The sequence below is a fragment of the Dolichospermum sp. LEGE 00246 genome (assembly GCF_015207865.1).
Classification (GTDB): domain Bacteria; phylum Cyanobacteriota; class Cyanobacteriia; order Cyanobacteriales; family Nostocaceae; genus Dolichospermum; species Dolichospermum heterosporum.
Map to the genome: position 1 here is coordinate 1 of NZ_JADEWA010000130.1, position 11,990 is coordinate 11,990.

Here is an 11,990-nt window from a genome sequence, read left to right on the forward strand (position 1 = left end):
ATTTAAACCATCTATAAACTAATATCCTGTACATCCTAAAATCTTGGTTATCCTGATTCAGACAAATACAACTTTCATCACCAACCAACAAACCATCTATAAACTAATATCCTGAAAATCCTAAAATTCTGGTTATCCTGATTCAGACAAATACAACTTTCATCACCAACAAACCATCTATAAACTAATATCCTGTACATCCTAAAATCTTGGTTATCCTGATTCAGACAAATACAACTTTCATCACCAACCAACAAACCATCTATAAACCAACATCCTGTACATCCTAAAATCCTGGATATCCTGATTCTGACAATTGAGAGAGAGATTCATATCCCCGACTTATTTAAGAAGTCGGGGATATGAAAGGTTAAGCAACAACTTCTACTGGTTTTGCTTCTGGTAACAACCGCTTTACACCTTGCTTGACAAAAGCTTCCAAAACAGCCATTTTTTGATTTTGCTGGAATACAGTTTGCAAAACTTGACGCAGTTTGTCGAGATTTAAAGCGCTTGCCGGTTCTAAAGCAATTTCTTGCTGTTCAAAATATTCAACTAAACTTAATCCGGCTACTCTGGTTAGGTAAGCAGCGCTAACTCCTTCTACCATTCCCCCAGCGACAAAGGTAGCAACATTAGTTTTCATAATACCCGTTACAGCCCTAGTGGAAAGTTCCACTAAACCTAATTTCAACATCAAACTTCCCATAGTTACCGCTACTTGTTGCGCTTGTTCTAAGGAAATTTTCTGCTGATATATATTACCTAAATCTATCACCATTTGAGCAGTAATCGCCGCAGTGGCGAGAATATCTAAAGCAGGTACAGGGTTAGCAAATGCCGCTGCTGCTGCAATCCACTGGTATTTTTCTACAAAGGGTGTAGCTTGATCTCTTCTCACACCATTTAAACAATTTTTAGCTTCAGCTTTCAGTAATAATACTTTGCGATTTGTGGTATTACAAACTAGCTGTTCTCTCTGCTGTGCCACAACTTCCGTTAATTGTTGTGTTAATTGCTGGATATCTGGCGTTGGTTGTTCCATCCATTCTTGGAAAGAACCATCTTCTTGATGTTTTCGCACTTTCACCGGTACGGGAGAAGTCGCAGTTCCAACTACATTTGCACCAATGCGCTGCTTTAATGATTGTAAAACTGTAGCGCGTTGATCAGGTTGATATTGATCCTGTTTGTTGAAAACCAGCAAACTTGGTTGTTTTACAGCTTTTAGCTGTTGTAAAACCTGAAATTCTGAATCTGTTAAATCACCGTTTGTCAGAAATAAGACAAAATCAGATTTCTGCATTTCTGATAAGGTAACAACATCGGAGTTTTCACCAACTACCGAAAATAAAGGCGCTGTTTCCGAAAAATGTAAAGACAGTCCCGGAAGGGTTGGGGAAGTTTTTAGAACTTTAATAACTGTACTTTTACCTACGGATTTCCCACCAGTAACGGCAATGAATATTTCCTTTCTATTCAATTCTAAGGGCAATTTAGCCAGTTTTTCGCGGAGAATTGCCAGGTGAGGATGATTGGCTGCTTCTTGAGAAAGCTGATTAATTATTACTTCTGTTTGAGCGATCGCTTGTTCCACAACCGTTCTAGCTGCAACTATATCATTTAGCTGTTCACCTAATTGGGGCTGATTTTTTTTCAATAACCACAAACCCCCACCGACGGCTAAAGCACTCAGGAGTCCGAATTCCCCCACTTGCACTATTGAATCATGCCAACTGTCTAACATCCACAGGGAGAACGATAGTCCTAGTCCTCCCACTAATATTGGTCGCTGTAACTTCACAATTGTGATTCTCCACACGAGGAAAAAGCTTTTACTTCACTTTAGTCGAAAACCTGCTACTCAGATTGCGGTTGGTAAACAAACATCTTTTGATGTTGGAGATTTGCAAGCAGCTAAAATCATGTTTCTGCTATGTATAAACAATACATCAATTTTTCTTGATTAATTTGGACATCTGATGGTAAGGTAAATATTGACATATCAACTTTTTTTGAAATAATAAGTACATAGGATCAAAAGTCTGCTCACTAATTATACAGGTGAAATCAGTGAATAAAACAGCAAGCCAATTAGTCTTAACTTTCGGAATACTAGCATTGACAAGCAGTTTTACAAATACGCTTGGTCTTGCCCAAAATATTCAAAAACCAAATGAAGCGACAAAAGTTACTAACTCTGCCACTGACGCACTTATTAAAGTAGATGGTTCTAGTACCGTATATCCCATTACCCAGTCCATAGCTAAAGCATACCAAGCCAACCTAAAAAATAATGGTCAAATACAAGTAAATATTTCTGGTACTAGCGGTGGATTTGAAAAATTTTGTACTCGTAAAATAGATATCAGTAATGCTTCTCGACCAATTAACCAGTCAGAAATGGCAGCTTGCAAGAAAAATGGCGTAAGTTACATGGAATTACCTATAGCTTTTGATGCCGTAACCATTGCTGTTAACCCCCAAAACACTTGGGCAAAAGACATTACAGTAGCCGAATTGAAAAAAATCTGGGAACCTGCGGCTGAAGGAAAAATTACAAAATGGAATCAAGTCCGAGATTCTTGGCCAGACCGCCCAATTAAATTATATGGTCCTGGTGGTAAGTCTGGAACTTATGATTATTTTACCGAAGCAATTGTCGGTAAAGCCAAAGCCAGTCGCAAAGATTACACAGCCAGTGAAAATGATGAAGTTTTAGTTACTGGTGTTAATAAAGACCCTAATGCTTTGGGTTACTTTGGTTATGCCTACTACCAAGAAAACAAAGATAAGTTAAAAGTTTTAGCAGTTAATAGTGGTAAAGGTGCTGTTTTACCATCACCAGAAACAGTAGAAAAAGCCAGATATCAACCACTTTCTCGACCTCTATTCATATATGTCAATCTTCGGTCTAGTAAAAACAAAACTTTGGTGTATAACCTTGCGGATTTCTACATTAAAAATGCGGCAAAAATAGTCAGTTCTGTTGGCTATGTTCCCCTATCAGAGGAAGCTTACAAACTTAATTCTATCCACTTGTATAAAGGCAAAGCCGGAACAGTATTTGGTGGTAAATCGGAGTTTAACCTAAGTCTTGGGCAATTGTTACGCAAACAAAAGCAATTTTAGTAATTAATAAAAATCATGACAATTAAAGTAGGAATTAATGGATTCGGACGCATGGGCAGGTTGTCCGTTCGTGCTGCTTGGGATTGGACAGAAATAGAATTTGTTCACATTAATGAAACCAAAGGTGGAACAGAAGCCGCAGCACATTTACTCAAATTTGATTCTGTACATGGGCGTTGGACACCAGAAGTAGAAGCGGTCAAAAACCAAGTTGTTATTGATGGTAAATCTCTTAGTTTTACTGAATATTCTCAACCGGGTGAAGTTCCTTGGGAAGATTTTGGGGTTGATATAGTTTTGGAATGTTCTGGTAAGTTTAGAACCCCCGCTACCCTTGATCCATATTTTAAAAGAGGTGTGCAGAAGGTAATTGTTGCTGCACCTGTTAAACAAGAGGCTTTAAACATTGTCATGGGGGTAAATGATCACCTCTATCAAGCCGATAAACATCATTTGTTAACAGCAGCTTCTTGTACTACTAATTGTTTAGCCCCAGTCGTAAAAGTAATTCATGAAGGTTTAGGAATTAAACATGGAGTAATTACCACAATTCACGATAATACTAATACTCAAACTATTGTAGATGCACCTCATAAAGATTTGCGTCGGGCTAGGGCTACAAGTATGTCATTAATTCCCACTAGCACAGGTTCAGCCACAGCTATTGGGTTAATTTATCCAGAATTGAATGGTAAATTAAATGGTTTAGCCGTGCGTGTACCTTTGTTAAATGCTTCTCTCACAGATTGTGTATTTGAAGTTGTGCGTCCGACAACAATAGCCGAAGTTAATGATTTATTGAAAACTGCATCTGCACAAGAACCATTAATAGGAATTTTGGGTTATGAAGAACGTCCTTTAGTTTCTATTGATTATAAAGATGATCCTCGTTCTGCAATTATTGATGCCCTTTCGACAATGGTTATCAACGAAACTCAGGTGAAAATCTTGGCTTGGTATGACAATGAATGGGGTTATGTTAACCGCATGACTGAATTAGTGCGAAAGGTGGCTTTAAGTTTGCAGAAATAATGGTTTTCTAGGGGTGGGTTTTCGGTCCTACCCCATAAAGATTTTTGCACGCAGAGGCGCAGAGGCGCAGAGGCGCAGAGACGGAGAGAGAATTTTAGTTTGTATTTACGATTTTGAACTTTTAATCATGGCTTCTACTACTGCTTCTAATCCTAATTTCAAGAATTATATTCTGGTGACACTGGCATACTGGGGCTTCACTTTGACTGATGGGGCTTTGCGAATGTTGGTTTTGCTCTATTTTAATAAAATTGGTTATACACCTATTCAAATTGCCTCTCTGTTCCTGTTTTACGAGGTATTTGGAATTGTTACAAACTTTCTCGGCGGTTGGATTGGTTCTCAGTTTGGGTTAAAAGTAACTCTTTATACTGGGATTGGATTACAGGTGTTTTCTTTAATTATGCTGTCTTTTCTGAATCCAGGGTGGGCGCAGTGGCTTTCAGTCCTTTATGTGATGGTTGCACAGGCATTTTCGGGAATTGCTAAGGACTTAACGAAGATGAGTTCTAAAAGCGCCATTCGCTTGGTTGTGCCTCAAGATGCTCAATCTTCTTTGTTTAAGTGGGTGGCTGTACTCACAGGTTCTAAGAATGCTTTGAAAGGTGTTGGTTTCTTTCTTGGTAGCGCCCTTCTCAGTTCTGTGGGTTTTATTAATTCCCTATGGATTATGGCTGGGGGACTGGCTTTAATTATGTTTTCTGGGTTAATGCTGCCCAAAGCCATGGGTAAAATCAAGAAAAAGGTCAAATTTAGCCAACTTTTCTCTAAAAGCGCAGAAATAAATATTCTCTCGGCGGCGCGATTCTTTTTATTTGGATCTAGAGATGTATGGTTTGTTGTGGCTTTACCAGTTTTTTTACGGGGTACATTAGGCTGGTCTTTTTATCAGGTAGGGGGATTTTTAGCTTGTTGGGTGATTGGTTATGGGATTATTCAATTTTTAGCACCAACACTCATGCAGCGGTTTGGTTCTGGTCGTCCACCTCAATCTCAAACTATTCGATTCTGGACATTTACATTAACGGCTGTTCCCGGTGCGATCGCTCTGGCATTACAATTAGGTTTACCCGCTAATATCGTAATTATTGCTGGACTTCTCGTTTTTGGTGTCGTATTTGCTTTCAATTCCGCTGTCCATTCCTATCTGGTTTTAGCATTTACTGATGATGATAAGGTCGCTTTAAATGTGGGTTTTTACTATATGGCAAACTCCGGTGGTCGTCTTGTGGGTACAGTTTTATCCGGTTTGGTTTATCAAATATTTGGCTTAGTTGGTTGTCTGTGGACATCAATGTTTTTCGTATTCGCAGCAGGTTTAGTTTCTCTGAAGTTACCTAATCCTCAACCTAGTAAATCTATAGCTTGGAAAACTGGAGACGGAGAATAATATTTCCCAGTCTAAAGATATGCTATGTAAACAGGTATATCCTACTCTAGTTGGATGACTCCAAAATTTATTTGAGTTTAAATAAGGTAGTAGGCAATTGGTGACAGTTTTTGCCTCTTGCCTAAATACTAATTTGTAATAAATACACATTTTATCATGAAAAAAATATTTCCGAATTCTTGAAGAAGTCGGGGATCTGATCTAAATTGAGATGAATTAAGTGAAATCTATAACTAAACAACCGACTATAAAACGCCTTTCTTTTCTGGATCGCTTTTTGACATTGTGGATATTTCTGGCAATGGCAACTGGAGTGGGTTTAGGGTATTTTTTCCCCACCGTAGAAGTTTTTATCAATCATTTCCAAGTAGGAACAACTAACATCCCAATTGCTATTGGTTTAATTTTGATGATGTACCCGCCATTGGCAAAGGTAAAATATGAAGAATTAGCAGATGTATTTCGTAATAAAAAAATTCTTGGACTATCATTATCACTAACTTGGATAATTGCCCCAATAGTGATGTTTACGCTTGCCATGCTTTTCTTACGTGATAAACCTGAGTATATGACTGGGTTAATTATGGTGGGAATAGCCCCTTGTATTGCTATGATAATTGTCTGGAGTGAATTAGCTAAGGGAGACACTGAATATACAGCCGGACTGGTTGCTTTTAATAGTATTTTTCAAATTCTCTTTTACAGCGTTTATGCTTGGTTTTTTTTGGCGATTTTACCGCCTTTATTTGGCATACAAGGAACTATTGTAAATATCAGTATTAGGGAAATTGCCAACAGCGTTTTTATCTATTTAGGTATTCCTTTTCTGGCTGGATTTATGACTCGCGTTATTTTAGTGAAAGCTAAAGGTAAGCAGTGGTATCATCAAGAATTTATTCCCAAAATTAGTCCCATTACTCTAATTGCTCTCTTATTTACCATTGTGGTTATGTTTAGTTTAAAGGGTAATTTGATTGTGCAGATTCCTCTAGATGTTGTCCGCATTGCCATTCCCCTAATTATCTATTTCCTATTCATGTTTTTGGGTAGTTTTTACCTAGCATGGAAAATTAAAGCCGACTATGCAAAAGCTGCTAGTGTGGCATTTACTGCTGCTGGTAATAATTTTGAATTAGCAATAGCTGTCGCTATTTCTGTATTCGGAATTAAATCTGGTGTGGCTTTTGCTGCTGTCATTGGACCATTGGTAGAAGTGCCAGTCTTAATTAGTTTAGTCAATGTATCTTTCTGGATTAAGAAACATTTTTTTAGGTTATCTCCACCAGTAGGATTATAATTAAATACGTTTAATCTATTGATTTATTTGAATTTAATGAAAGTTACTGATTTAATTACTTGGTTTGAAGAATGGGCAAATCCTGCTTGGTGCGAAAGCTGGGATAATTGCGGTTGGCAAGTTGAACCCGGTGTTTTGTCTACAGAAGCACGGGTCTTGGTGTGTTTAACTCCGACTTTAGCCGTTATGCAGGAAGCGATCGCTCTCCATGCTAACCTTATATTTGCCCATCACCCCCTCATTTTTCATCCCCCCAAATCTTTCCGCACTGGAGACGCTTTAACAGAAATGGTGCGGTTAGCTTTTGCCCATAACATCGGAATTTACACCGCCCATACTAATTTTGACCAAGTAGCAGATGGAACTGCTGACGTTTTAGCCCAACTGCTTGAACTTCAACAAGTATCACCCATTGTCCCTACTCAATCAGGTTTAGGTTATGGGCGTGTAGGAAATATAAAACCTACTTTGACATTGCAAGAATTAATTAATAATATTCAATCTCAATTAAACCCGTCCCATTTAATTTTTTCGCCAATGGCTGACTTACAACAGCAAATTTCCCGGGTAGCTGTTTTAGGTGGTTCAGGTGCAGGTTATATTTCAGCAGTAGTCAAAACTAATGCTCAGGTTTACCTAACCTCTGACTGCAAATTTCATCAATTCCAAGAAAGTCGTGATCGTGATCTTGTATTAATTGATGCTGGACATTATGCCACAGAACGCCCCGCGTGCGATCGCCTAGTTCAGAAATTTCAAGCTCTTAACTTAGATTGGGTGCAATTGAGTCAGAAAGATGAAGATTTTCGCCAGTTTCTAACCTAGTAGTCTGTCAACCCGAAAATGACGGGTGAAGGAAAGCAGGGGGAGAACAGAGGCAGGGGAGGGAAGAACAGAAGTTTTTTCCGATCATTACCCGTCAAAATAAATTTGACGAACTACCAGTACCATGCTGACCTTTACACTGTATGTAAAATTGCTAATTTCATGAATACAATCACTTATACCATCTTAAACCCGATGTAGAGATGTGCCACTAAAATACCTCCACATATAAATTTACATTTTGCTTCCGTAACGCCTGGCTAATCTTATTCAAAAATTTATACAAAAAAAATTATTTACCTTTAAGAAACTAGAAATAATGTTATCATTTATATAGAATACACATTTTAACCTTGGGGAGAATCTTCTATAGACTATCCAATCGGTTATCTGTACTTAGCTAGATAGTCTCATTAAAGGGCTGAAAGCTATGTTGCGCCCAGACATAATATTTCTATTGACAAAGCGTGCTAATAAGGATAACTAGCCTTGCCCCTAGAAACGCCAAATCAGAGAAAAATGTCTGTAGATGTTAACAGTTGCCATAGCCGTTCAACTAATGCGGTAAACTAAAGCTTAAGACCCAAAATTTCACCTAACACTAATGACTAAAAATAAGTGGTAAAATTGAGTCACTAAACTTACTGGGTTCTGACTACGAAATTCACCTCTTAGAGGCGGATATTCCAGGGGTAGAACCCGAATTTGACAGGTTTAACTACGTTGTATAAAAAGGCAGAAGCACTACATGCTACACCGCAAAATTTATCAACTGTGTTGCGACGGGCGGGAGGTATGTGTTTTTTTGCGGGATCAGCAACGCTGGATAGAGCGGGCCCGCATCATTGATATCGAGGGCGATTTAGTGACTTTACGCTATGAGACAGACGAAGAAGATGAAGTTTGTTCTTGGGAGGAGATGGTTCGTCTTGAAAGCATCGGATCTGTTACTCAAAAATTAGCTTCAGTGCAACGCGGTAACATAGATCCGCTGACAACTGAAGAATGTCCAGAAGCAGAGCGTATACCTAACCCTTATACTGACCTAAATCCAGATTAAAAGAGCCGTCAGCGTGTTGTTAACAAGAGGATTTAAACCCCACCTCAGCAACATTCCACCTGTAGAGGTGACGGAATTAAACCCAAAATTAACTCAATGCTGATTGCTAATAGCTGATTAAACGCTCCTAAACTAAATTCACGTCAAGCGTTCAAAAGCAGGACAGTATCCGTCAAGGGTAACTTTGAAATTATATAAGGGGGCAGCGGGATTCCAACACCGTTGCCCCCTTTGGTGTCGGCAGCTACCACAGCACGCAACATCACCAGAATTAGGGCGAAGATGATTGGGGTTTACAAGTTCTCGTGGGGATAACCCCCGGAATACCAACTCTTCACCCTGCCAACGCGCTTCTATTAAACCCGTATCAGCGAATTGTCTCCAGCGGGGGGTCTGCTGTTACTGTATCAGGGAGAGTGATGGTAATAACAGTACCTAATTCCGTCAACTCTCCCTCATAATTAGTTTCTGGGGCGGCAGGTTGTAAAAATGTTTCCCCAATTGGTAATTCTACTAGAGTTCCGGCTGCTGGTGAGTGGACATGATAGCGGTTTTGTAGCTCTTCTAAGCAAGTTAAATCTGCTAGATAGCTGGGAGAACCATGCACAAAAATAACGTGCTGGGGTCGTAAATTATGAATTAGCTGGGTTGTTCCTGGTCCATCACTATGTTGCGCTAAAAGATAACTTTCAAATTTCGTTGGTGCTAAATATTCTGGGTTAACGGGAAGATCAATTTTTTCCGGTAAAAGAATCAACCAATTGCCTGTGTTATATTGGCAGTATTTACGTAAATCTGCGGAAGAGTCCGTGAGAACAATACAAGGAGATGTCCCTAAACTGGCTAGATTTTCCGGCTTTAATCTTCTTACACGAGGCTTTACCCGGTCATCCCAAAATAAAGGTTGGTGTCGGGCAAAATTCTGGACAGCGGCGGGGAGATGGGGTAAAAGTTCTAAGTAGGCATCGCAACCAGCAGCTACAGCACCATCAACCCAAATATCTAAATCTCGACCTGTAAAGTGGTGATGGGAACGTAACAGCATGAGTAATTCTTGACCTAATCCTAATGCTGGGGTTGGTAAAATTATTGAATTGTTTTTCTCTGTGCCACTAGAACTAATGGCGCGATGAATCCTTTCTGCTAGTTGATTTTCTTGGTTACGACGATGGGTATGACGGGATGTACCATAACTACCTTCAATTAATAGCACGTCTAAATTTAAACCCCGGAGTTCATCTAGTCGCAACCCTTCGACTAAACGGGAGTTGGATAGGAAAAAATCACCTGTGTAAAGTAATTTATAATCACGGTTGGGGGTGTGGTAAGTGAGGAGAATCGCCACAGCACCGGGTAAATGACCTGCGGGAAATAATTCTACTATTAAATTTTCTCTGATTTCTACAGGCGATCGCAATGGTAATGCCTGACAAAATGAGAGAATTCCTGGTAGTTCTTCATCTGGCCAATTTAGCGGTAATAACTTCGTTGTTACCTCACTAGCATAAATAGGTAATAGGGGAAAAGCTTGATGTAGTGTTAATAAGCCTCTAGCATGATCTGGATGAGCATGACTAATTAGGACTAAATCCGCTGGTATCCCATGATGTGCCGATTGAGTCATTTCCTGCGCTACAGGGGAAATATTTGTCAAACCGAAATCTAACATGATCCGGTGTGGTCCCATCCTGACCAGTAGACACACCCCTTCATCTTGATGCTGAACACTATAGGGAAAGCATTCCAACTCGTTAGCTGTTGTTCCAGCATCAATTGATATATTATTCATTATTTGCTCCTCCCCTCAATCAAACTATTGGCTGAGAAAGTTGGCTTTTAGCAATATTCCTCTGCAAAGTTCAAAAAAGTTGGAAACCTAAGTTGTCACTCTTGTTAATGTGCAGAACCGTTACCATGATAGTTATCGGAATCATAAAAGCCATTTTTCGTACCAAAGAATAAGCACGAAACCGTAAATATAACAGTTAAACCCACTAAAATTAGTTTGATATCCATTGATTTTATTCCCTTAACTTCGGACTTTTTGATCTTAATATCGTGTTTTTGCATTTGGGCAAAATCACTAGAAAATCTTTACCATGCTTGGGTTATTGTAAATATAGCACGTTCAACCCCAGCATTACAGGGCAATCTCTTCTCCACGCTCAGTAAAGCGGACATCTTTAATTTTCCACTGAGAATTACTAATTAATGTTTTGCGGACACTACTAAACAATGCAAACTGTTCACAACTAGAAAGAGAAGATACTTGTCTTTTTGAATCTGGTGCGACTCGTAAGTCAACAATCGCAACACCATTTTTTACATTAACGCGATAACCAGATACGCTGAAATCTGCTGTATTTTGTTCTTTGAATATTTTACCTATGGCCTCATTCATGGGTTCTGCTGCGGAAACGTCAGTTTTTTGAGGAATTAGCTCTTGACATTGGGCATCACTTGTGTATACGGTGACGTTTGTAGTTTTCCCAGAGATAGCTTTGGTATTAGAATTAGCGGTATATGGTTCAACTACGGGGGTTGGAGACTTTTGTACTTTTCTTTGGGGACTGGGGTTAATCTTGCTATTTGGTGTTGTTTCTGGAGTTGGGTTATTAGCAGTATTGTTAGAATCACAACTGCTAATAACAGTGCAGGATACAACTAAAAATAATGATAAAATAGCTTGTTTGTAATTATACATATAGTAATTCCGTTGGATTTTTACAAGAAAATTCATATCAATATTTGTCAGTTAAGGAGGAAAATTCCATATTTTTCATAAGTTCTGAGAAAGATTATAACATTTTCAAAATCTTTAATCCTGTAAATTATCTCGACTTCGCTCGATAACCACCTGATTCTGACAATTATCATTAAACTCATCCTTGTATTGATTATAGCAATATTCAATAACTAACAAACACGCTCTGATTAACTTATCCCAATTCTTATCATCTATTGATATTGGTTCTGTTGCTGGTCGAAAATGAACAATAGAATTACGAATTTTATAAATAAACTCTCCTAAATTACCTTTTGAGTTACCATCAAGATCATTTTTAATTTCCTTCAAAAGATTAATAGCATATTCGGGTTCACTATCTATAAGTTTATTAATAGCTTCCTTTTCTTTTGGTCGCCAATCAGTATAATTTTCTATATTAGCAGAAAAGTTAAGTAAAGAATCTTTAATTCCTAAATTTTGATAAAATTCCTGCCAAAATGAAATTGAGAATAGTCTTTCTATACAC

The 11,990-nt window shown here is 38.6% G+C and carries 9 protein-coding genes and 1 pseudogene; 6 read left to right on the plus strand and 4 right to left on the minus strand.

All coding sequences use genetic code 11. The features are described from left to right. Window positions 1-370 precede the first annotated feature (370 nt). Complete coding sequence (locus IQ228_RS11090; RefSeq protein ID WP_193962867.1) at window positions 371-1,804, minus strand: DUF697 domain-containing protein; 1,434 nt, start codon at window positions 1,802-1,804, stop codon at window positions 371-373. Between the two features lie 269 nt (window positions 1,805-2,073). Here IQ228_RS11090 and IQ228_RS11095 point away from each other — a divergent pair, with 269 nt between their 5' ends. The 6 genes from IQ228_RS11095 (at window position 2,074) to IQ228_RS11120 (ending at window position 8,736) form a co-directional block, all read left to right on the plus strand. Further along, the gene (locus IQ228_RS11095) at window positions 2,074-3,132 is read left to right on the plus strand and encodes a PstS family phosphate ABC transporter substrate-binding protein (protein ID WP_027403873.1); all 1,059 of its coding nucleotides are present in this window, start codon (window positions 2,074-2,076) and stop codon (window positions 3,130-3,132) included. A gap of 15 nt (window positions 3,133-3,147) precedes the next feature. Beyond that, on the plus strand, window positions 3,148-4,164 hold the full coding sequence (locus tag IQ228_RS11100) for an ArsJ-associated glyceraldehyde-3-phosphate dehydrogenase (RefSeq protein WP_193962868.1): 1,017 nt from the start codon (window positions 3,148-3,150) through the stop codon (window positions 4,162-4,164). A 127-nt stretch (window positions 4,165-4,291) separates the two neighbouring features. Continuing rightward, window positions 4,292-5,554, plus strand: coding sequence for an organoarsenical effux MFS transporter ArsJ (gene arsJ, locus IQ228_RS11105; RefSeq protein WP_027403875.1), 1,263 nt, complete (start codon window positions 4,292-4,294; stop codon window positions 5,552-5,554). Between the two features lie 220 nt (window positions 5,555-5,774). Further along, window positions 5,775-6,851: an ACR3 family arsenite efflux transporter gene (gene arsB, locus IQ228_RS11110; RefSeq protein ID WP_284081206.1), complete on the plus strand. Its 1,077-nt coding sequence runs from the start codon at window positions 5,775-5,777 to the stop codon at window positions 6,849-6,851. Between the two features lie 36 nt (window positions 6,852-6,887). Then, window positions 6,888-7,676 carry a Nif3-like dinuclear metal center hexameric protein gene (locus IQ228_RS11115; protein ID WP_193962869.1) on the plus strand — a complete coding sequence of 263 codons (789 nt, stop codon included), beginning with the start codon at window positions 6,888-6,890 and terminating at the stop codon, window positions 7,674-7,676. A gap of 748 nt (window positions 7,677-8,424) precedes the next feature. Beyond that, the gene (locus IQ228_RS11120; RefSeq protein WP_027403878.1) at window positions 8,425-8,736 is read left to right on the plus strand and encodes a DUF6679 family protein; all 312 of its coding nucleotides are present in this window, start codon (window positions 8,425-8,427) and stop codon (window positions 8,734-8,736) included. A 138-nt stretch (window positions 8,737-8,874) separates the two neighbouring features. Here the strand turns inward: IQ228_RS11120 and IQ228_RS11125 are convergent. From IQ228_RS11125 to IQ228_RS11135, 3 genes and pseudogenes are all read right to left on the minus strand, one after another. Next, a pseudogene (locus IQ228_RS11125) lies at window positions 8,875-10,525 on the minus strand (MBL fold metallo-hydrolase). A gap of 351 nt (window positions 10,526-10,876) precedes the next feature. Further along, complete coding sequence (locus IQ228_RS11130; RefSeq protein WP_039204209.1) at window positions 10,877-11,440, minus strand: hypothetical protein; 564 nt, start codon at window positions 11,438-11,440, stop codon at window positions 10,877-10,879. Window positions 11,441-11,554: 114 nt separating this feature from the next. Next, a partial coding sequence (locus IQ228_RS11135; protein ID WP_193962870.1) for a hypothetical protein occupies window positions 11,555-11,990 on the minus strand: 436 nt, incomplete at its 5' end.